The sequence below is a fragment of the Aeromonas lusitana genome (genome assembly GCF_002812985.1).
Classification (GTDB): domain Bacteria; phylum Pseudomonadota; class Gammaproteobacteria; order Enterobacterales; family Aeromonadaceae; genus Aeromonas; species Aeromonas lusitana.
Map to the genome: position 1 here is coordinate 69,423 of NZ_PGCP01000003.1, position 21,678 is coordinate 91,100.

Below are 21,678 nucleotides of genomic sequence, written 5' to 3' on the forward strand. Positions count from 1 at the left end.
AAGGCCCGATACCAGGGTATCGGGCCTGACTCTGCGCTTGGCAAATGCCCAGCGAGAATTATACGCGTTTGAAGATCAGGGAGCCATTGGTGCCGCCGAAACCAAACGAATTGGACAGGGCATAGTCGAACTGACCGGCCTTGGCCACGTGGGGCACCAGATCCAGATCGCACTCCTCGTCCGGGTTGTCCAGGTTGATGGTGGGTGGCACCATCTGATCCCGAAGGGACAACACCGTGATGATGGCCTCGATGGCGCCAGCGGCGCCCAGCAGGTGGCCGGTCATCGACTTGGTGGAGCTGATCATCAGTGACTTGGCGTGTTCGCCAAACACCTGCTTCATGCCGCGCAGCTCAGCCACATCCCCAAGAGGGGTGGAGGTGCCGTGGGCATTGATGTAACCGATCTGCTCGGGGGCAATGCTGGCATCCTTGATGGCATTCTTCATGGCGCGCGCGCCACCGTTGCCATCGGCGGGAGGTGCCGTCATATGGTAGGCATCGCCGCTCATGCCAAAGCCAACCAGCTCGGCGTAGATCTTGGCGCCGCGCGCCTTGGCGTGTTCGTACTCTTCCAGTACCAGCACACCGGCACCGTCACCCAGCACGAAGCCATCGCGATCCTTGTCCCACGGACGGCTCGCCTTCTGGGGCTCGTCGTTGCGGGTGGAGAGCGCCTTGGCTGCCGCAAAGCCGCCCATCCCCATGGGGGTGGATGCTTTCTCGGTACCGCCGGCGACCATGACGTCCGCATCACCGTAGGCGATCATGCGACCGGCCATGCCGATGGCATGGGTACCCGTGGTACAAGCGGTGGTCACGGCGATGTTCGGACCTTGCAGGCCCTTCATGATGGAGAGATGACCGGACACCATATTGATAATGGTGGATGGCACGAAGAAGGGACTCAGCTTGCGCGGGCCGCCGTTGATGAGACTGCTGTGGTTCTGCTCGATGAGACCCAGGCCGCCGATACCGGAGCCGATGGCGACGCCAACCCGCTCGGCATTGTCTTCGTTGATGACCAGGCCGGAATCATCCAGCGCCTGCACACCCGCCGCCACGCCGTACTGGATGAAGAGATCCATCTTGCGGGCTTCTTTGCGGTTGATGCCATATTGTTCGGGATCGAACTCTTTGACCAGACCTGCGAAATGGGTCGCAAACTCGCTGGCGTCGAAATGCTCGATGAGGGAAATGCCGCTCTGCCCGTTGAGCAGGGCTTGCCAGCTGGATTCGGCAGTGTTTCCCACCGGGGAAAGCATCCCCAGGCCGGTTACCACGACTCTGCGTTTTGACACTGAGCTAGTCTCCGAGAGGTATTTTGAAAAGGAGTAAACATAAAAGAAGCGGCCCTTGGGCCGCTTCTTTCAGAACAGGAACTTATTCCTGATTAGCGGTGATGTAATCGATAGCCGCTTGAACAGTGGTGATCTTCTCGGCTTCTTCATCAGGAATTTCGGTATCGAATTCTTCTTCCAGCGCCATTACCAGTTCAACGGTATCCAAAGAGTCAGCGCCCAGGTCGTCGACGAAGGAGGCAGCGTTCTTAACGTCTTCCTCTTTAACACCCAGTTGTTCGATGATGATTTTCTTTACGCGTTCTTCGATGTTGCTCATGACCTGAATTTTCCTTTAAAAATACGCTATTGCGTCTGGTTGGGGTAGTGTATTCAATTGACGTGAGTTTGCAAGTAGCTTGCCGCTGGTCAAACCACGAAATTCGCCAAACTTCGGCGTACTATCGCAAATTTGAACAGATCTCACGACAAATTGATTACACCATGTACATCCCGCCATTAACATGCAGGGTTTCGCCGGTGATATAAGCAGCGTCATCAGACGCCAAGAATACCACAGCGGCAGCAATTTCTTTCGGATCGCCCAAACGGGCCGCAGGCACCTGATTCATGATGCCGGCACGCTGATCTTCGTTCAGTGCCTTGGTCATATCGGTTTCGATAAAACCAGGGGCCACCGCATTGACCGTGATGCCACGGGAGGCCACTTCACGGGCAAGGGACTTGGTAAAGCCCACCAGACCCGCCTTGGCGGCAGCATAGTTGACCTGACCCGCGTTACCCATGGTACCGACCACGGAACCAATGCTGATGATGCGACCATGGCGCTTCTTCATCATTGCACGCAGCACCGGCTTGCTCAGACGGTACAGGGAGGTGAGATTGGTGTCGATGATCTCGTTCCACTCATCATCTTTCATACGCATCAACAGGTTATCACGGGTGATACCGGCGTTGTTGATGAGAATGTCGATGTCGCCAAAACGCGCCTTGATGTCGGCAAAGACGGCTTCGATGGATTCCTGGCTGGTCACGTTCAGTGCCATGCCGCAGCCCTGCTCGCCCAGATAGGCGCTGATGGCGGCGGCGCCGCTCTCGCTGGTGGCGGTCCCCACTACCTTGGCGCCACGGGCCGCGAAGGTTTCGGCAATCGCACGGCCGATGCCACGGCTGGCGCCGGTCACCAGAACTACTTTATCGGTAAAACTCATGTTCTGCTCCTGTTTACTTGACTTGAGCCAGCGCCTGCTCGAAAGAGGCGGCATCGTTGGCGTGAACACCTTCCACGCGCGAGTCGATGCGCTTGGCCAGCCCGGTCAATACCTTGCCCGGTCCCATCTCGATTTCGAGGGTGACGCCGTCGTTTGCCATCCGCTCAACGGTCTCGGTCCAACGAACCGGGCTGAACAGCTGACGCACCAGGGCTTGCTTGATGGCGGCCGGATCCTGTTCACAGGAGACGTCCACATTATTGATGACTGCGATGACAGGAACCTTGATCTCGATCCCATCCAGCGCGGCGGCCAGCTTTTCGGCAGCCGGTTTCATCAGGGCGCAGTGTGACGGTACCGAGACCGGCAGCGGCAGTGCACGCTTGGCGCCGGACTCTTTCATCAGCACGTTGGCGCGCTCGACCGCTTCCTTGTGACCGGCAATAACCACCTGGCCCGGGGAGTTGAAGTTGACCGGGGAAACAACCTGACCCTGGGCCGCCTTCTCGCAGTTGGCGGCGATGGAGTCGTTATCTAGGCCTATGATGGCGGCCATGGCACCTGTGCCTTCCGGCACGGCTTCCTGCATGGCGAGGCCTCGCAGCTCGACCAGCTTGACCGCATCGGCAAAGTTGAGGGCGCCGCTGCACACCAGGGCGGAATATTCCCCCAGGCTGTGACCGGCCATCACGGCCGGGGTCGCCCCACCCTGCTGTTGCCACAGGCGCCAGAGGGCGACGGAGGCGGTCAGCAGCGCAGGTTGGGTACGCCAGGTCTTGTTCAGATCTTCGGCCGGTCCAGCCATGACCAGGGCCAGCAGATCGTAACCCAGCACCTGGCTCGCCTCGGCGAAGGTCTCTTTAATCACGGCGTGTTGCTCGGCCAACTCGGCCAGCATGCCGACGCTCTGGGAGCCTTGTCCCGGGAAGGCAATGGCAAATCGGGTCATCATTGATTCCTTTAAGGTAAGACGAAATCGGTAAGCGGGCGCCCGAGACACATGGCAAGGGCGCGGCTTGATATCAGAAGCGCACCAGCGCAGAACCCCAGGCGAAACCACCGCCGAAGGCTTCCAGCAACACTAGCTGGCCTGGCTTGATCCGGCCATCACGCACCCCTTCATCGAAGGCAATGGGCACGGAGGCGGCAGAGGTATTGCCGTGCTTGTCGAGAGTCAGCACGACCTTGTCCAGCCCCATGCCGAGTTTCTTGGCGGTGGCACTGATGATGCGGAAGTTCGCCTGGTGCGGCACCAGCCAGTCGAGCTCGCTGGGATCGATACCGTTAGCGGCAAGGGTCTCGGTCACGATCTCGCTCAGACGTGTCACCGCGACCTTGAACACATCGTTGCCCTTCATATACATGTAGGCTTCGAGTTCGGCCCCCGGCATGCCACGGTGGGGCTGTGGCAATTTCAGCAGATCCCCATAACGGCCATCGGCATGCAGATGGGTGGAGATGATGCCCGGCGTCTCGCTCGCCCCGATCACCACGGCCCCTGCCCCGTCACCGAAGATGATGATGGTGCCGCGGTCCTTGGGATCGCACATGCGGGACAAGACGTCCGCACCGACCACCAGGACGTTGCGGGCGGCGCCGGATTTGACGAACTGATCGGCCACGGCGAGGGCGTAGGTGAAACCGGCGCAGGCGGCAGCCACGTCAAAAGCCGGGATCCCCGGCACCCCGAGCAGCCCCTGCAGTTCGCAGGCCGCGGCCGGGAAGGCGTTTTCGGCACTGGTGGTGGCCAGCACTATCATGTCCAGATCGGCGGCGGTTAAGCCCGCCGCGTCCAGTGCCCGCAAGGCAGCCTGATGAGACAGGGTAGCGACGGTCTCGTCGGCCCCGGCGATGCGGCGCTCACGGATCCCGGTACGTTCCACGATCCACTCGTCACTGGTTTCCACCATCTGTTCAAGATCGGCATTGGTACGCACCGAACTCGGCAGGTAACTGCCAGTACCCAGAATTTTGCTATGCATAGAGTTTTATAAATCCCTGTCGGAAAAGACAGATTCAAGGCGATCTGCAATTTGCAATGGAAGCTGATGCTTGGCCTCTTGTGCGGCCAGCAGGATCGCATGACACAGAGCGCGCCGTTCGGCCCGCCCATGGCTTTTTACCACAATGCCGCGCAATCCTAACAGACTCGCGCCATTATACTGGTCGGGGTTCAGGTAAGAAAAACGCCGTTTGAACATAAATCCGGCGAGTCGACCAAGAAAACTGCGTTTTTTACGGGGATATCCGGCCAGTTCGGCCATCATCCGCACCACCCCTTCGGCGGTCTTGAGCGCTACATTGCCCACAAAACCGTCGCAGACGATCACATCGCTGTCACCGCTGAAGATCCTGTCCCCCTCGATGAAGCCGACGAAGTTGAGCGCCGGACACTGACGCAGCAGCTCGGCACTGTGCCGCACCAGGTCATTGCCCTTGATCTCCTCCTCCCCCACGTTGAGAAGCGCCACCCGGGGGGACGGGATCCCCTCCACCCGCTCGGCGACCACCGACCCCATCACAGCAAACTGCAGCAAGGTATCGGCATCGCAGCTCACGTTGGCACCAAGATCCAACATCACGGTGCGCTTGCCACCCAAAGTTGGCAGAGCCTTGATGAGGGCGGGTCTGTCGACACCGGGCAGGGATTTGAGCACGCACTTGGCCATGGCCATCAGGGCCCCGGTGTTGCCAGCACTGACGCAGGCATCGGCCTCACCGGCTTTCACCAGATCCAGCACGATCCGCATGGAGGAGTCTTTCAGGGTACGCAACGCGACGATCGGCTTGTCACCCATGCCAACCACTTGAGAGGCATGTACGAAACGAACGCGGGGATGATCCAGCAAGCCATGTTGCTGTAGCAGAGAGGTGGTCTGGTGTTGATCACCGACCAGAATCAGTTTGAGCTGAGGCAGAAGAGACAGTGCCTGCACGGCGGCAGGCACTGTTTCCGAGGGGCCAATATCTCCCCCCATTATGTCTAGCGCGACAGTTTGCGTAGACAAAGGCAATCCTTAAGCGATTACCTTTTTACCGCGGTAGAAACCATCGGCAGTCACGTGGTGACGACGATGAATTTCGCCACTGGTCTGATCAACAGTCAGTGCAGCAGTGGTCAGAGCATCGTGGGAACGACGCATGCCACGCTTGGCGCGGGTTTTACGGTTCTGTTGTACGGCCATGGTAGGCTAACTCCTAAAAATTCACTTACGTTTGAGCTCTTCAAGAACTGCAAAGGGATTCGGCCGCTCATCAGCAGGTTCGATATCACCCCAGGTCATCTCCATGTTTCCTCGCGGGCAGACATCCAGGGGATGCATGGCCACTTGAGGCAACGAGAGGATGAGTTCATCCTCCAGGATTTGATGAAGATCTATCTCGCCGTTTTCGTCCAATTCAATGGGCTCATAAGCTTCCGGCAGTTCTTCCTCGTTTGTTTTTTCAAACAGCGGAGTGTAGATAAAATCAGCTTCACAAAGGTGTTCGAATGTCTCACCACAACGTTGGCAAACCAGGTCAACCTTGGCATGGGCAGTGCCTTTCATAACGGTCAACTTCTGGATGTCTTTACCAAACTGCAGGGTGACATCAACATCACTTTGCAAGCCTTCGGTTGATGCTTCCAATCTGGGCATCTGCGACTTTTCCACTATCCCGACATAGTCGAGTAGCTTCAAGGCATTACGGACTGGATCAACCTTAACGGGCAACTTCACCTTTTGCATAGGGCGCGAATATTATAGGTCCAACAGGGGATAGTCAAAGGAAAAAGTCCTTACCGCCGATGATTTTAACCGCACAAGGCCCTGAATACAGGAACTTGTGTTCATCGGTAACTGATTATGCCACAAACAGCAGGATCCAATACAGGATCCTGCGAAGTGCACCTCCTCTTGACCGTAGACAGGCGCATCGAGGAAGCATGATGTGTAACGGCTCAGCTCCCCTCGCCTTCATCGACTGGAACTGACGCAAGAGTCAAAAAAACTGCAGTCATATCAGCTTCTTTGCCCTAGGATCATGACGGTTCCCATGAGGAGATCGGGACATGTTCACGAAAGGCCTGACCCCCTGGTCATTCATCCTGATCCTGCTGCTGGGCGGATATCTGCTGCCCGCCGCTGCCGAAGAGAAAACCACAGGACACTACTACCGGGAGGGGGACGTCGACGTCTTCATTCCCTGTGGCTCGGACAACGCATTCTGGATCCAGGGCGAGAAAAGTGTGCTACAACCCTTGCAAAACGCCTTGAGCAAGTTGAATGACGCCCATCCTGACTCCCCTCGCCCACTTTATGTCGAGATCACCGGCCATTTTGAAGACAATGCCAATAGCGAGGGAATGGCCGCCGATTATGATGGCCTCTATCGCATCGAGTCGGTACTCGCCAACCGGGCCGACAGCCCGGCGACCTGCCCCGTATTGGTCGAAAACGACTGATTCTGGGCGGCTCTAGTCATCGCTTGAAGCAGGATCTCAAGGGGTCGCGACACAACGGACGTTGGCTGCCAGCAAACTTTGCTGGTGTTGCGATTTGGGCGCCGCCTCCATCAGCCGGCGAATGGCCTGAAAGCTCTCGAGTGCAGCCTTGATGGCAATGGGATTGACCAGCCAGCCCGGCAAGTTGTTGCCCGGGTTGGTATAAGTCTCGAGCCGGATCAATGTGCTGCCATCCTCTTGTGGCAAGGCCTGCCAACGTCCACTGCTGTCCCGGATCCGCACCAGGCCCGAGCGTATTCTCAGTGCATCCGGCTCCGCCCATACTTTGAGTTCGAGTCCACAATCGGCTCGCCTCGACACATGGGAGCGGGTGATGAGCTCCCTGTCCTGCACCGGCCAGGGAGATTCCAGTCGGGTATACACCAGCTCATCATCCGGCCCGGATGTGGCGAGCACCCGCACCTCGCGACTCTTGGGTAACCACTCCCGATGACGGCTCGTGTCTCGCAAGACGCTCAACAAGGTGGCGGGGGCGGCCATGACCCGCATCTCCAGACGCAGTGCCAGGTAGGGGCCGGGAGGGTGGGACTGGGTCCAGAGCTGGACACCGCCCTCCCCCTGCTGGGGCTGCCACCCCTGTCCCCAGCTCGAGAGGGACACCCACATCAAGATCAGCACACAGTATTTGTTCATCCCGCTCTCCAGCCCTATGTCCTTATTGCTTATAGCCGTTTTTCGAGGCCACGCTGTCTGACTCGGCAGACAAATGAGTGAGGATTGAAGCAATTAGCCCTTTCCTGACCCCTGCTTGCCGCCTGGCTGATGACAAGGCCCAGGTTTGCGCAAGCCAGAACGGCCATATAGAATCAACCGATTGATTTATATCTGGATATAGTAAGAACATGAAGCCCTCCCTGATCCTCGCCTCCACCTCCCGCTATCGCAAGGTACTGCTGGAAAAACTCGGCCTGCCGTTTCAGTGCGCCTCCCCCGATGTGGACGAATCCCCCCTGCCGGGTGAATCGGCCCAGGCGCTGGTCGCGAGGCTGGCCCACGCCAAGGCGAATGCCGTCGCTCGAACCCATGATCAGGGGCTGATCATCGGCTCTGATCAGGTGTGCGTGTGCGATGGCCAGATCCTCGGCAAACCGGGAACCATAGAGAAGGCGGTTACGCAGCTGATGGCCGCGCAAGGTAAGAGCGTCACCTTTTATACCGGCCTGTGCGTGTTGGATGCGGCAAGCGGCCGGGTTGAACAACTGGTGGAGCTCTTCACAGTACATTTTCGCAGTCTGGACGAGGCCGCCATTCGCCGCTACGTAGAAGAGGAATTGCCGCTGGATTGTGCCGGCAGCTTCAAGTGTGAAGGCATGGGGATCGTGCTGTTCAAGGCGCTGGAGGGACGCGATCCCAACGCATTGATCGGCCTGCCTCTCATCGGCCTGATCGAGTTGCTGGAGAGCCACGGGCTGGCCCTGCCATAAACGTGGGCAAAATAGAGATAAAAAAACGGGAGCCGTTATGGCTCCCGTTTTACGATCACTCAGTTGCGATACGACTCAAGCAAGCAGTTGCCGCAGCTGGCTCATGGTATCGACGATGGCGTCGGGTGCATGCTCCGCCAGCCTGCTTCTGTCATGGACACCCCAGGTCACGCCGATACGCGGCATGGCAAGCGCCTCTGCCATCGCCATGTCGTGGATGGAATCCCCTATCATCACCGCCTGGTGAGGCGCCAACCCCAGCTCATCTAGGATCTGGGTCAACATCAGGGGATCGGGTTTGGAGTTCGCCTCGTCCGCGCCGCGGGTGGCGGTAAACAGCGATCTCAGACCCGTCTCGTCCAATACCCTGTCGAGCCCCCGCCGGGACTTGCCGGTGGCGACCGCCAGAGTTATGCCTTGTGCGTGCCACTGGTGTAACAACTCGCTCGCCCCGGCAAACAAGGGGCTCGGGGTATCATCGTGCAGATAGTGATGGCGGTAACGGGCGATCAGGGCGGCGGCCCGCTCGCTACCGGGCGCCAGCCCGAACAAGCGGGGGATCCCCACCTCCAGGCTGAGACCGATGATCTGATGGGTCTGCAGCGCCGTCGGCACAATTTCGCCGCAATCACGGGCGGCCCCTTGCACACAGGCAACAATCCGCCCCACCGAATCCATCAGGGTACCGTCCCAATCGAAGATGGCGAGGCGGACAGCGTGCATCAGCGAGCCAGCTTGCTCAGGAAGGCATCGAGCTCGGGAGCGAGCGGGGCTTCCACCTGCATCTCCCTGTCATCCACCGGATGGGTGAAGCTGAGCTTCCAGGCGTGCAAAAATAGTCGTTTCAGGCCCTGGGCGCGCATTTTTTCATCAAAGGCCGCTTCCCCATACTTGTCATCACAGGCGATGGGGTGACCGGCATGCTGGGTATGCACCCGGATCTGGTGGGTGCGACCCGTGATGGGGCTGCACTCGATCAGGGTCGCCTCGGCGAATTGACGGGCGATGCGGAAGCGGGTCTCGGATGGCTTGCCATCCCCGCTGACGCGCACCACCCGCTCACCGGATTGCAGGTCATTCTTGCGCAGCGGCGCATTGACCACCTTGACGTGGGGCTGCCATTGGCCGCGCACCAGCGCCAGGTATTGCTTGCGCATGGTCTTGACCCGCAGCTGCTCATGCAGGCTGCGCAGGGCGCTGCGCTTCTTGGCAACCAGCAGCACACCGGAAGTGTCACGGTCCAGCCGATGAACCAGCTCCAGGAAGCGGGCTTCCGGGCGCAGGGCCCGCAGTCCCTCGATGACGCCGAAGCTCAGGCCACTGCCGCCGTGCACGGCCATGCCGGACGGTTTGTTCAGCACTATCATGGCCTCGTCTTCAAACAGGATCTGGCTCTCCAGACGCTGGATGCTGCCAAGGTTGGCCGAGGGCAATTCGTTCTTCTCCGCCACGCGCACAGGGGGAACCCGTACCTCGTCGCCGGCGCAGAGCTTGTATTCGGGTTTGATCCGCTTCTTGTTGACGCGCACTTCGCCTTTGCGAAGGATGCGATAGATCAGGCTCTTGGGGACGCCCTTTAGCTGAGTCTTGAGAAAATTGTCGATGCGCTGCCCTTCATGCTCAGCTTCGATGGTGAGCAGCTGCACTTGTTGATGTATCTGTGTCATGGGGCGGATTTTAACACTGCCGATGGCCCTTGGCTGCATGCTTTGTTAAAAAATGGCACCTTGCTATAAAAGTGGTTTAAATGGGATAATAAACAAGGTTTTGTCATTGTGTTCAAGCCTTGTACTAAGTGGTCAAAATTTATGCCACCCAATCCCGAAACACCGTGTATACAAGAACATGACGGTTCCCGGGTGCGAGGTACAACGCATGGAGAACACGAACAAGACCGGTTTAATTGTCTCCACATCGGTATCCTTAATTCATGCCTTCTCGAGAAGGCAGAACCAGAGTGCCCTTAGTTTGCGCCTCATGCATACCCCAACCGGGAGGTTGCCCAAGTATGCTGAAGACCCGAGGCCGGCGCCGGCAGGACCCAGTGGAGGAATCAAAATGACAAAATAATGAGAACTCAATGAAAAGAATGCTAATCAACGCGACTCAGGAAGAGGAGTTGCGCGTAGCGCTGGTTGACGGACAACAGCTCTACGATTTGGATATTGAAAGTCCGGGACACGAGCAGAAAAAAGCGAACATTTACAAGGGTAAAATCACCCGCGTAGAACCCAGTCTTGAAGCTGCTTTTGTTGACTATGGCGCCGAGCGCCACGGTTTCCTGCCATTGAAGGAAATCGCCCGCAATTACTTCCCCTCCGGCTATTCCTATCAGGGTCGTCCCAACATCAAAGAAGTGGTCCGCGAAGGCCAGGAAGTGATCGTCCAGATCGATAAGGAAGAGCGTGGCACCAAGGGTGCAGCCCTCACCACCTTTATCAGTCTGGCGGGCAGCTACCTGGTGCTGATGCCGAACAACCCCCGTGCCGGTGGTATCTCCCGCCGCATCGAGGGTGACGAGCGGACCGAGCTCAAGGAAGCCTTGAGCGGTCTGACCGTGCCGGACGGCATGGGCCTCATCGTGCGTACCGCAGGTGTGGGCAAGTCCCCGGAAGAGCTGGAATGGGATCTGAACGTTCTGCTCAACCACTGGGACTCCATCCACAAGGCGTCACAGAATCGCTCCGCTCCCGTGCTTATCCATCAGGAAAGCAACGTGATCGTGCGCGCCATCCGTGACTACCTGCGCCGTGATGTGGGCGAGATCCTGATCGACAATCCGGTCATCTTCGAGCGTGCCAAGTCGCACATCGAGCTGGTCCGTCCCGATTTCCTCAATCGCGTGAAGCTGTACAAGGGTGATGTTGCCCTGTTCAACCACTTCCAGATCGAGAGCCAAATTGAGTCTGCCTTCCAGCGTGAAGTGCGCCTGCCCTCCGGCGGTAGCATCGTCATCGATCCGACCGAAGCCCTCACCTCCATCGATATCAACTCCTCCCGCGCCACCAAGGGCGGCGATATCGAAGAGACGGCGCTGCAGACCAACCTGGAAGCGGCCGACGAAATTGCCCGTCAATTGCGTCTGCGTGACTTAGGGGGCCTGATCGTCATCGACTTCATCGACATGACCCCGGTTCGCCATCAACGCGAAGTGGAAAACCGTCTGCGTGAAGCCGTGCACCAGGACCGCGCCCGCATCCAGCTGGGACGGATCTCCCGTTTCGGCCTGCTGGAAATGTCCCGTCAGCGCCTGCGTCCCTCCCTCAACGAATCCAGCAGCCACATCTGCCCTCGTTGCCAGGGCCAAGGGGTCATTCGTGACAACGAATCCCTGGCCTTGTCCATCCTGCGTCTCATCGAAGAAGAGGCCATGAAGGACAACACCGAGCAGGTTCACGCTCAGGTGCCGGTCGATGTCGCCGCCTATCTGCTCAACGAGAAGCGCGCCGCCATCGCCAGCCTGGAACAACGCAATGACGTACGCCTGTACATCATTCCGAACCAGCATCTGGAGACGCCGCACTACGAAGTGACCCGGATTCGTCAGAACGAGATCCCGGAAGCGGCCAGCTACGAGCTGAAAACCGAGATTGCCAAGCCGGTTTACCAACCGAAGCAGGCTCAGGTGATCGAGCGCGAGCAACCCCTGCTGCAAGGCTTTGTCCAGGCACCCCAGCCCGCCGCCCCGGCAGCGGCGCCGGCCCCTGTTGCCGCGACCGCCCCGGTCGTCGCGCAAGTCGGCCTGTTTGGCAAGTTCGTCAAAGCCATCTCGGGTATCTTCTCCTCCGAACCAGCGCCTATCGCCGCGGCACCTGCCCAGGCCGAGAAGCCAGCCGCCCGTGAAGCGCGCAAAGAAGACGGTCACCGCCATCAGCGCGACGACACCCGCAGCCGTGGCCAACGTGGTCGTCGTGACGACAATCGCGGCAACCGCAACACAGCGGAAGCCGGCGAGAAGCGTGAAGGCGCCGCCAACCGCGAGGGTGGTGAGAACCGTAACCGTCGTCCGCGTAAAGAGCGCGAGCCCCGTCAGGAACGTGAAGTTCGTGGCGAAGCCCGCAGCGAACAGCGCATGGAACGTGAACCGCGCGAGGCTCGTGAGCCCCGTCAGGAACGCGAACCCCGCGCCCCGCGCCCGGCTCGTGAGCCCCGTGCTCCGCGCGAACCCCGTGCAGAGGTGGTCGTGGAAGCGGTAGAAGCCGTTGAGGCAGAAACTGCCGTCATCAACGCCGAACCGCGCCAGGAGAAAGAGCAGAAAGTGGCCGAGCGCCGCGAACGTCGCCAACTGCGCAAGCAGGTTCGGGTCGATGTCGCCCAGGCCGACGCCCCTGCCCTGCCGCTGGACGAGCAGGCCAATGATGCCGCCCCGGTCGCCGTGGCCGGTGAGCAAGAGGAGCAGACCGACGGTCAGCGCCGCTCTCGCCGTACCCCGCGCAGCCAGCGTATCGAAGGTCAGCGTCGCAAGCGCATCAACGAAGACGCCCGTGGCCAACGTGATGACGAGCCCCACGCCGAAGTCCAACTGACCGCCGCCGCCCAATCGGATGCAGCCCAGGTCAAGGTGGAAGAGCCGGCCGTGCCCGTCATCACTATCCCGAGCGCCGCCGCCGTTGCCGCTGCCCTGCAAGCCTCCTCCGCGCTGACCGAGCACGTGGTCGCCGAAGCCGTGGCGGAAGAAGCCCGCGAACAGGCCGAAGCTGCTGCCCCTGTAGCTGCACCGGTTGTAGTAGCCGAGGTTGCTGCCGCTGAGCCGGTTGTGGCTGAGGTTGCTGCGCCCGTCGTCGTGGCAGACGTCGCCCCTGTGGCTGAGCCCGTCGTTGCACCCGTTCAGGTAGCTGAAGTGGAAGTCGCCGCTGTGGCTGAAGCCGCGCCGGTTGCTGAGACTGTCGTCGCTGATGAAGCGCCTGCCCAGGTAGAAGCCGCTGTGGTTACTGCTGCTGTGGTTGAAGCTCCCGCTGCCGCCCCTGCGGTAGAAGCCGTAGTCGCGCCGGTCGTTGCAGCCGAGCCCGTGGCCCAGGCGCAAGCCGCGCCTGCCGCAGCCCCTGTGACCAAGCCGGTCAACAAGGGTGCCGGTGTGCTGGCCCGTGGACGCAAGGCTTCTGCCCCCATGGCAACGCCTGCCGCTGTCCCTGCCCAACCCGCCCGTGAGGTGGTAGAGCAGGCGCCGCTGGTTCGCAACGAGGTCAGCAGCTCTGGTCGTCATGGTGGCAGTACCGCAGCCAGCAACGTGGCAACCAGCCCGGCCGGTCGCCCCTGAGCTAGCTTGCTAGTCTGAAAAAAGAGCCACACAGTGTGTGGCTCTTTTTTTGCCCTGCTGTTATGTGCCCAGTTCCTACACCATGATGCCTGGCGCTCATCATCGCCCTGATGGATGATGCCAAACTGTTGCGGTGGTGGCAGGTCTGGTCTTATCGCTTAGATCACGATGATCAGCTCACTTGCGCCTTATCAGTGACTGGGCAGCCCCCCTTCGAGTAGTCACACCCTTGCCGACATCTGACTAGGGGCCATCCTCAACCCCTCCAAGTAGCATATTCAACTGCATCAAGCATAAAAAACTTACATCAATAACCACATGTATCGCAATGGCGATGTTTTATAGCTTAGAGGTTTGATGGATCAGGACCTTCGTCTGCTTGAATCTCTGACTTTTCATTGTCTGGGTAGCAAGAGGGTATGATTGACTAGAACGTTCGAAATCTCTGGAAAGTGCCCTAGTAGTCAGAGCCAAGCATGAAACAGCACAGGCGCCCTCCCCCTTCAGCCTCCATGATTGGCAACAGGTTCTGCTCACCACGCAAAGCACACTCGCACTGCTATAACCTCTCGGCTTACCTAGCTTTGCGACTTTGGCAGACAAGCAGACAAGCAGACAAGCAGACAAGGGCATTATTTGGTTACTGGTTACGTGGTTCTGAGGAGGGTGATAAAGGTGGGGATTGGGGGCTTTATATGTTTAGGAATAAATCTAGTTTGATGGCATATAAACGATCTGTATTCGGCCTTGCTCGGCTATCTCTCCGTATACCCATTACTGACTACAAGCATACTCATGCTTGGTGGCAACATGCTTACTGCTACTCTGCGCCGCCTGATGCATGGGTTTGACCGCACTTTCCTTGCCGCTCCCCACCTCCATCTTTTATTAGAGATGCCGCCATCTCAGCCAATCCTCCAAGCCCATACAGAGAACTGCACTAGGTGCCTACAGGTGCCTCTGCCCGATTGAACACTCCACCAGCAGCAGGTATTTATATATCCCCTCCAGGTGACCACAGCCCCACCAACTCTGCATGAACGGATTGGATGTTGTGACAGCATGCATACCGCGCTTCTTGCTGAGGTCGTCGGTGCGCGCGATACCAAGATTACCACCTCGTAATGGAGCTGCGCGCACTGGCAGTTAGCATATGAGTGCGAATCATGCGCCTCCCCTTCTCTCTTCCTGAATACGCAGCGAGAAAGTCGGATTAGCGCCGATAGCCGTACCTCAGATCAGCATTCGGAAGATATAAGCCCGGGATAAATCGGGTGACGTATGGAGGGATAACCAGTCTGGCTGAGGGCATGGCAGGGCGAGCGAATACCAAAGCTGGCGTGATAGCGCAATAAAAAAGGGCCCTGAGGCCCTTTTATCGTTCTGCACTGCTTTGGCTATCAGTTACCAAACAAGTGGTTGCTGATGATGAACAGGCCACCGGAGAGCGCCATGGTCAACGGCAGAGTCAGCACCCAGGCCAGCAAGATGGTCTTGATGGTCTGGCTCTGCAGGCCTGACTTGTTCGCCACCATGGTCCCCGCGACCGCAGAGGAGAGGATATGGGTGGTGGACACCGGCATGCCGGTCAAGCTGGCGACCCCGATGGAGGCGGCGGCCGTGATCTGGGCGGCAATGCCTTGGCTATAGGTCATGCCGGAGGAGCCAATCTTCTCGCCTACTGTATAGACGATACGACGCCAGCCCACCATGGTACCGCAACCCAGCGCCAGGGCGATGGAGACGATGACCCAGGTCGGTGCGTATTCGGCAGTCGCGGTCAGATCCTTGCGCCATTTGGCCAGATCGGTCAGCTCCTTGGACGGCAGCGGCAGCTTGGAAACCTTGCGCGCTGTGTCGTCGATACAGAGCAGCAGACGACGCACTTCACGGCGATCGGTCAGGCTCATCTCTTCATAGGTACGCACCTGGCCGAGACGATCATTCAGGGTCGCCATGGCTTGCAGGGCTTCACCCGCCTCACAGTGGGTCATCAGCTCTTCCTGGGCATGAGCCGGAACGCTGAAGTTGACCACCTGGGAGACCAGCTCGTGGTTACGCTGGTAGATCTCCATGATGCGCTGGTTGGCATCCTGGGTTCTGTCCAGATCGTAGGAGCGGCTGTTCATGTCCAGCGCAAAATAGGCAGGGGCCATGCAGATCAGCACCAGCATCACCAGACCTATGCCCTTCTGGCCATCGTTGGAGCCGTGTACGAAGCTCACCCCCATGGCGGAGCAGATCAGGGTCACGCGGGCCCAGAACGGCGGGTGCTTCTTGCCATCCACCAGCAGACGCTCTTCTGGGGTCTTGTGGATCTTGCTGCCCAGCCAGATGCGCTTCATGGCAAACAGCAGCAGGGCTGCGATCACGAAACCTACGGTGGGAGAGATGATCAGAGAAAGCATGATGTCGATGGCTTTACCGACGTTGATGCCTTCCTGCAGAGGCTGATGACTCATCCAGGCATAGGCGCCGCCTACCCCCAGAATGGAGCCGATCAAGGTATGCGAACTGGATGCCGGGATGCCGAAGAACCAGGTCCCCAGATTCCAGACGATGGCGGAGAACAGCAGGGAGAAGACCATGATCAGCCCCTGGGTGGAATCCATGCCGAGCAGCAGATCGATGGGCAGCAGATGCACAATGGCATACGCAACCCCGAGACCACCCATCATGACACCGGCAAAGTTGAACAGACCGGAAGCCACCACCGCCATATGGGCCGGCATTGCCTTGGTATAGATAACCGTTGCTACCGCATTCGCGGTATCGTGAAAGCCGTTGATGAATTCATAAGCCAACACAAAAAAAACGGCCAACGCTAAACCGATTGACCACCACAAACCCAAACCACTAAACATTTCAAACATAAAAACGAACCTGTTTATGAGTTGCGGCGGATTATGCCAGAAGGCTCGGCGCGCCATACCCGTTGTTGAAATATTTCAGTAAGAAAAAAAAAGAGCATTCCGTCAGAAAATGTCTTAAGGCCTGTAGGAATGCGGCTTGCCATGGATTAATTAAAGCCTTCCCTCTCCTTTGAAGTATGACCCAATCAACTCCACATAACGCGCTAACATCGCGTTTTTCCTGTTTTTCTATCTCAAAATGTGCGCCTTGGCACAAACGAAAAGCCGGCTTAACCGTCCTTCGAGTGCAAAGGAAAAGAGGGTGCCTTGGCTCCCTCCTGACTTACATGTTCACAGTGACGCTGGGCTCAGTCCTGATTGATCCGACTGGCGACCGCCCCTTGCTGACTCTTGTACTTGGCGTTTTCCCGCTTGTTGTACGGGCGGGCCGCGGCCCCTGAGAGCATCTCGAAGTTCAGTGCCCCTATCTTCATCTTGGGACGCAGCGCCAATGGCAGTTTGCCGCCGTTGTAGAACTCCAGCACGATGCGACCTGACCAGCCCGGATCGATACGGTGGGCAGTGACGTGCACCATCAGGCCGAGGCGAGCGAGAGAGGAGCGACCGTCCAGCCAACCGACGATATCCGCCGGCAGGGTCACGGATTCGTAGGTCACCGCCAGCGCCAACTGACCCGGGTGCAGATAGAAGGCTTCACCGTCCGGCACGTGGATCTCGTCGCTCATCACCCGATCGATGGCATCGGCCATCTCGCTGCTCGGGCCGCTCAAGTCGATATAGGGGGCCGTGTGATCGCGAAACACCCGAAATTCGTTGCCGAGCAGCACATCGACGCTGACGCCACTGATCCGTTCGATGCCGGGGCGTGGCTCAATCACTATCTTGCCTTCATCCAGATGGCGTTCGATATCGGTATCACAAAGACGCATTCGGCGACTCTCCTGACAAATGATTCATTTAAAAAAGCCGGGTATCACCCGGCTCTTAGCTAATTAACCGATCAACATGTGGCGAATACGCGCCTTGAGCATGTCGATGGCGATGCGGTTCTTGCCACCGCGGGGCACGATCACGTCCGCGTACTGCTTGGAGGGATCGATGAACTGCATGAACATGGGACGTACCGTCTTCTGATATTGCTTGAGCACGGAGTCCATGGTGCGGCCGCGCTCTTGCACGTCACGCACCAGACGGCGCAGCAGGCAGATGTCGAGCGGGGTATCCATGAAGATGGAGGCATCCATCAGCTCTCGCAGCCGACTGTCGGTCAACAGCAGGATCCCTTCCAGGATAATCACCCGACGCGGTGCGAAGGGGGTGATCTCGTTCATGCGAGTGTGTTCGGTATAGGAGTAACGGGGAATGTCGACCGCTTCCCCTTGCACCAGCTGGGTCAGATGCTGCACCAGCAGATCATGATCCAGGGCATTCGGATGGTCATAGTTGGTCTTGACCCGCTCTTCCATGGTCAGGTGGGTCTGATCACGGTAGTAGCAATCCTCGGTGATCACACCAATCTGACCTGCGCCCAGTTCGGCCACAAGCTCTTCATAAATGGTTTGAGCGATAAGACTCTTGCCGGATGCGGATGCACCAGCAATACCGATGATCACACACGAATGTTGAGTATCAGACATTAAAAATACCTAAGAGAGAAGAGCACTGGGGATTGTTTAAACCGATCCATTATATAAAAAAGGGCGGGCCATGCCCACCCTCAAATCACCCTCTTCGGGTCGAGCGCCGATTATTCGTCCAGCGCCACCGTGTAGAGCGGGGTCGCAATCGGTTTACCGCTGAAATAGAGCTCGGCACCGACCCGGCGGGCCAGTTTCAGATAGCTCTCTGCCAGCTCACCGTCCGGTGCGCCGAACACGGTGGGGCTGCCATCATCCATGTGCTGACGGATGTCGATGTGCAGCGGCAACTGGCCCAATAGCGCCACTTGATACTGCTCCGCCATCTTCTGGCCGCCGCCGGTACCAAACAGCGCCTCGTGATGACCACAGGCACTGCAGACGTGGTAACTCATGTTCTCGACGATGCCGAGCACGGGCACATTGACCTTGTTGAACATGGCGATGCCCTTGCGCGCATCCGCCAGCGCCACGTCTTGCGGCGTGGTGACGATCACCGCAGCTGTGGTAGGCACCTGCTGGGCCAGGGTGAGCTGGATGTCACCCGTGCCCGGTGGCATGTCCACCACCAGATAATCCACCTCGCCCCAGCGCGTCTCGTGCAGGATCTGCGCCAGCGCCTTGCTGGCCATGGGGCCGCGCCAGACGGTGGCATCTTGCTCGTCCACCAGATAGCCGATGCTGTTGCTCTTGAGACCACAGGCCATGACGGGTTCCATCAGCTTGCCATCCAGGCTGTGGGGGCGCTCCTTCAGGGTCCCCATCATGGTCGGTATGGAGGGACCATAGATGTCCGCATCCAGGATGGCGACCCGGGCGCCTTCCTTTTGCAGCGCCAGCGCCAGGTTGACGGCGGTGGTGGATTTGCCCACCCCGCCCTTGCCGGAGGCCACCACCAGGATGTTGCGAATGCCCTGCACCGCCGCGAGCTGCTGGGCGCGGGGCATGCTGGCCACCTCGATGTCGCATTGCCAGTCGATACGGGTAACGCCGGTGGCGCCGCGCAGCCTGGCATCGAACTCTTCTCTTATCTGCTCAAACAGGGAACATCCGGCAAACGGCAGCACCAGCCTGATGGTCAGGTTCTGGCCATCTTGCTCGATGGCGCGCACGAAACCGGCCGCGACCAGATCCTTGCACCACCCTGCCGGCTTAAATTCGGCCAAGATCTGTTTTACTGAATCAATCACCATTAACTCCCCATTATGTTGTCGTTATGCTGAGGTGAAAGGTTACCGCACGCAAATCAGTGGCTTGCCTGCACATCCGAGACGCCGTCTACCACGCCAGTGCGGGCCACAACCCTAGGCAGGCTACCCCCAATTCGGGTAACATGCTCGGCACTGTATCATCCCAACAGGCACATAAAGAACGTATTATGGCAACTGATCCTCGTAGAATGCTGGTAACCTGCGCCCTCCCCTATGCCAATGGCTCCATCCACCTTGGCCACATGCTGGAACATATCCAGGCCGATATCTGGGTTCGTTATCAGCGAATGCGTGGCAATCAGGTTCATTTCGTCTGCGCCGATGACGCCCACGGCACTCCCATCATGCTCAAGGCGCAGCAGATGGGGATCACCCCGGAAGAGATGATTGCCGCGGTTTCCGAGGAGCATCAGGGGGATTTCGCCGGCTTCAACATCAGCTTCGACAACTATCACTCCACCCACAGCGACGAGAACCGCGAGCTGGCGGAGTTGATCTACGGTCGCCTGAAAGAGTCCGGCAAGATCAAAATCCGTACCATTTCCCAGCTGTTCGATCCGGAAAAATCCATGTTCCTGCCGGACCGCTTCGTCAAGGGTACCTGCCCCAAGTGCAAGTCCCCCGAGCAATACGGTGACAACTGCGACAGCTGCGGCGCCACCTACAGCCCGACCGAGCTCATCGACCCGAAATCCGCCGTCTCCGGCGCGACGCCGGTGATGAAGGACTCCGAGCACTACTTCTTCGACCTGCCCCAGTTCGAAGCCTGGCTCGCCGGCTGGGTGCGCGGCTCAGGCGCCATCCAGGAAGAGATGGCCAACAAGATGCAAGAGTGGTTTGAATCTGGCCTGCAGCAGTGGGACATCACCCGTGACGCCCCCTACTTCGGTTTCGAGATCCCGGGTGCCCCTGGCAAATACTTCTACGTCTGGCTGGATGCCCCCATCGGCTACATGGCGTCGTTCAAGAACCTGTGCAACAAGCGCGGCGACATCGACTTTGACAGCTACTGGAAGGCTGACTCCGACGCCGAGCTCTATCATTTCATCGGCAAGGACATCGCCTACTTCCACTGCCTGTTCTGGCCGGCCATGCTGGAAGGGGCGGGTTTCCGCAAGCCGACCAAGGTCAACGTGCACGGTTATGTGACCGTCAACGGCGCCAAGATGTCCAAGTCCAAGGGCACCTTCATCAAGGCGAGCACCTACCTCAAGCACCTGGATCCCGAGTGTCTGCGTTACTACTACGCCGCCAAGCTCAACAGCCGCATCGACGATCTGGACTTGAATCTGGAAGACTTCGTGCAGCGGGTCAACGCCGACGTGGTCAACAAGCTGGTGAACCTGGCCTCCCGTAACGCCGGTTTCATCGCCAAGCGCTTCGATGGCAAGCTGGCCGATGTGTGCAGCGAACCCGAGCTCTATGCCGAATTCGCCAATGCCAGCGCCTCCATCAGCGAGGCCTACGAGACTCGCGAGTTCAGCCGTGCCATTCGCGAGATCATGGCCCTGGCCGACAAGGCCAACCGCTATGTGGATGACAAGGCCCCCTGGGTATTGGCCAAGCAGGAAGGCGCTGACGCCGAGCTGCAAGCGGTCTGCTCCGTCGGCATCAACCTGTTCCGGGTGCTGATGGCCTACCTCAAGCCAGTCATGCCACAGCTGGCCGAGCGCGCCGAAGCCTTCCTTGGCGAGACCCTGGCCTGGGACACCCTTGCCGCCCCGCTCACCGGCCACCAGCTGGCGCCGTTCAAGGCCCTGTTCGCCCGTATCGAACCCACCAAGGTGGAAGCCATGGTGGATGCGTCCAAGGAAGACTTGGCCAAGGAGCAGAGCAAGAAGCCGGCCGGCCCCCTGGCGGATGACCCCATCAGTGAGACCATCTCTTTCGATGACTTCGCCAAGCTGGACTTGCGCGTGGCGCTCATCAAGAAGGCCGAAGCCGTACCGGAAGCGGAGAAGCTGCTGAAACTGCAGCTGGATCTGGGGGGTGAGACCCGTCAGGTGTTCGCCGGCATCAAGTCCGCCTACAACCCGGAAGATCTGGAAGGCAAGCTGACCGTGATGGTGGCCAACCTGGCGCCGCGCAAGATGCGCTTTGGCATGTCCGAGGGCATGGTGCTGGCCGCAGGCCCGGGCGGCAAGGATCTCTGGATCCTGGAGCCCCAGGAAGGCGCCCAGCCCGGCATGCGCGTCAAGTAAGCGCACCCCCACGCTGCAATCAAAAAAGAGAGGCCCTTGGACCTCTCTTTTTATTGGGTT

Annotated in this window: 19 protein-coding genes; 4 read left to right on the forward strand and 15 right to left on the reverse strand. The window is 58.8% G+C overall.

Going from position 1 to position 21,678, the window contains the following annotated elements:
- Positions 1 to 58 precede the first annotated feature (58 nt).
- The 8 genes from fabF to yceD form a co-directional block, all read right to left on the reverse strand.
- Entirely contained in the window at positions 59 to 1,300 is a 1,242-nt protein-coding gene (fabF, locus tag CUC44_RS01860; protein ID WP_100858309.1) for a beta-ketoacyl-ACP synthase II, read from the reverse strand.
- A gap of 82 nt (positions 1,301 to 1,382) precedes the next feature.
- A complete protein-coding gene (acpP, locus tag CUC44_RS01865) occupies positions 1,383 to 1,619 on the reverse strand; it encodes an acyl carrier protein (RefSeq protein ID WP_005300909.1) in 237 nt (78 codons plus the stop codon).
- A 157-nt stretch (positions 1,620 to 1,776) separates the two neighbouring features.
- On the reverse strand, positions 1,777 to 2,511 hold the full coding sequence (gene fabG / locus CUC44_RS01870; RefSeq protein WP_100858310.1) for a 3-oxoacyl-ACP reductase FabG: 735 nt from the start codon (positions 2,509 to 2,511) through the stop codon (positions 1,777 to 1,779).
- A 13-nt stretch (positions 2,512 to 2,524) separates the two neighbouring features.
- Complete coding sequence (gene fabD, locus CUC44_RS01875; protein ID WP_100858311.1) at positions 2,525 to 3,460, reverse strand: ACP S-malonyltransferase; 936 nt, start codon at positions 3,458 to 3,460, stop codon at positions 2,525 to 2,527.
- Between the two features lie 73 nt (positions 3,461 to 3,533).
- A complete protein-coding gene (locus tag CUC44_RS01880; RefSeq protein ID WP_100858312.1) occupies positions 3,534 to 4,493 on the reverse strand; it encodes a beta-ketoacyl-ACP synthase III in 960 nt (319 codons plus the stop codon).
- A 6-nt stretch (positions 4,494 to 4,499) separates the two neighbouring features.
- On the reverse strand, positions 4,500 to 5,519 hold the full coding sequence (plsX, locus tag CUC44_RS01885) for a phosphate acyltransferase PlsX (RefSeq protein ID WP_100858313.1): 1,020 nt from the start codon (positions 5,517 to 5,519) through the stop codon (positions 4,500 to 4,502).
- 9 nt (positions 5,520 to 5,528) lie between these two features.
- Complete coding sequence (gene rpmF / locus CUC44_RS01890) at positions 5,529 to 5,696, reverse strand: 50S ribosomal protein L32 (protein WP_005300935.1); 168 nt, start codon at positions 5,694 to 5,696, stop codon at positions 5,529 to 5,531.
- A 21-nt stretch (positions 5,697 to 5,717) separates the two neighbouring features.
- On the reverse strand, positions 5,718 to 6,239 hold the full coding sequence (yceD, locus tag CUC44_RS01895) for a 23S rRNA accumulation protein YceD (RefSeq protein WP_100858314.1): 522 nt from the start codon (positions 6,237 to 6,239) through the stop codon (positions 5,718 to 5,720).
- Between the two features lie 323 nt (positions 6,240 to 6,562).
- Between yceD and CUC44_RS01900 the strand changes: the two genes are divergently transcribed.
- Positions 6,563 to 6,955, forward strand: coding sequence for a hypothetical protein (locus CUC44_RS01900; RefSeq protein ID WP_100858315.1), 393 nt, complete (start codon positions 6,563 to 6,565; stop codon positions 6,953 to 6,955).
- 36 nt (positions 6,956 to 6,991) lie between these two features.
- Here CUC44_RS01900 and CUC44_RS01905 read toward each other — a convergent pair whose 3' ends face one another.
- Entirely contained in the window at positions 6,992 to 7,648 is a 657-nt protein-coding gene (locus tag CUC44_RS01905) for an START domain-containing protein (protein ID WP_100858316.1), read from the reverse strand.
- A 209-nt stretch (positions 7,649 to 7,857) separates the two neighbouring features.
- On the opposite strand from CUC44_RS01905, the gene CUC44_RS01910 reads away from it, so the two are divergent.
- Positions 7,858 to 8,439: a Maf family protein gene (locus tag CUC44_RS01910; RefSeq protein WP_100858317.1), complete on the forward strand. Its 582-nt coding sequence runs from the start codon at positions 7,858 to 7,860 to the stop codon at positions 8,437 to 8,439.
- A 75-nt stretch (positions 8,440 to 8,514) separates the two neighbouring features.
- On the opposite strand, the gene CUC44_RS01915 is transcribed toward CUC44_RS01910, so the two are convergent.
- The gene (locus tag CUC44_RS01915) at positions 8,515 to 9,162 is read right to left on the reverse strand and encodes an HAD family hydrolase (RefSeq protein ID WP_100858318.1); all 648 of its coding nucleotides are present in this window, start codon (positions 9,160 to 9,162) and stop codon (positions 8,515 to 8,517) included.
- Positions 9,162 to 10,106: a 23S rRNA pseudouridine(955/2504/2580) synthase RluC gene (gene rluC, locus CUC44_RS01920; protein ID WP_208621011.1), complete on the reverse strand. Its 945-nt coding sequence runs from the start codon at positions 10,104 to 10,106 to the stop codon at positions 9,162 to 9,164. Before rluC ends, CUC44_RS01915 begins: the two co-directional genes overlap by 1 nt.
- A gap of 413 nt (positions 10,107 to 10,519) precedes the next feature.
- Between rluC and rne the strand changes: the two genes are divergently transcribed.
- Positions 10,520 to 13,696 (forward strand): ribonuclease E, encoded by a 3,177-nt coding sequence (gene rne, locus CUC44_RS01925; protein WP_100858320.1) that lies wholly within the window; start codon positions 10,520 to 10,522, stop codon positions 13,694 to 13,696.
- Between the two features lie 1,400 nt (positions 13,697 to 15,096).
- Here rne and CUC44_RS01930 read toward each other — a convergent pair.
- The 4 genes from CUC44_RS01930 to apbC all read right to left on the reverse strand — a co-directional run bounded on the left by CUC44_RS01930 (position 15,097) and on the right by apbC (position 19,399).
- Positions 15,097 to 16,569, reverse strand: a complete 1,473-nt coding sequence (locus CUC44_RS01930) for an inorganic phosphate transporter (RefSeq protein ID WP_100858321.1) — start codon at positions 16,567 to 16,569, stop codon at positions 15,097 to 15,099.
- A 347-nt stretch (positions 16,570 to 16,916) separates the two neighbouring features.
- Positions 16,917 to 17,498 carry a dCTP deaminase gene (dcd, locus tag CUC44_RS01935; RefSeq protein ID WP_100858322.1) on the reverse strand — a complete coding sequence of 194 codons (582 nt, stop codon included), beginning with the start codon at positions 17,496 to 17,498 and terminating at the stop codon, positions 16,917 to 16,919.
- Positions 17,499 to 17,561: 63 nt separating this feature from the next.
- On the reverse strand, positions 17,562 to 18,206 hold the full coding sequence (gene udk / locus CUC44_RS01940; RefSeq protein WP_100858323.1) for a uridine kinase: 645 nt from the start codon (positions 18,204 to 18,206) through the stop codon (positions 17,562 to 17,564).
- Between the two features lie 110 nt (positions 18,207 to 18,316).
- Positions 18,317 to 19,399: an iron-sulfur cluster carrier protein ApbC gene (gene apbC, locus CUC44_RS01945; protein WP_100858324.1), complete on the reverse strand. Its 1,083-nt coding sequence runs from the start codon at positions 19,397 to 19,399 to the stop codon at positions 18,317 to 18,319.
- Between the two features lie 185 nt (positions 19,400 to 19,584).
- Between apbC and metG the strand changes: the two genes are divergently transcribed.
- Positions 19,585 to 21,618, forward strand: a complete 2,034-nt coding sequence (gene metG / locus CUC44_RS01950) for a methionine--tRNA ligase (protein ID WP_100858325.1) — start codon at positions 19,585 to 19,587, stop codon at positions 21,616 to 21,618.
- The last annotated feature ends 60 nt before the right edge of the window (positions 21,619 to 21,678 follow it).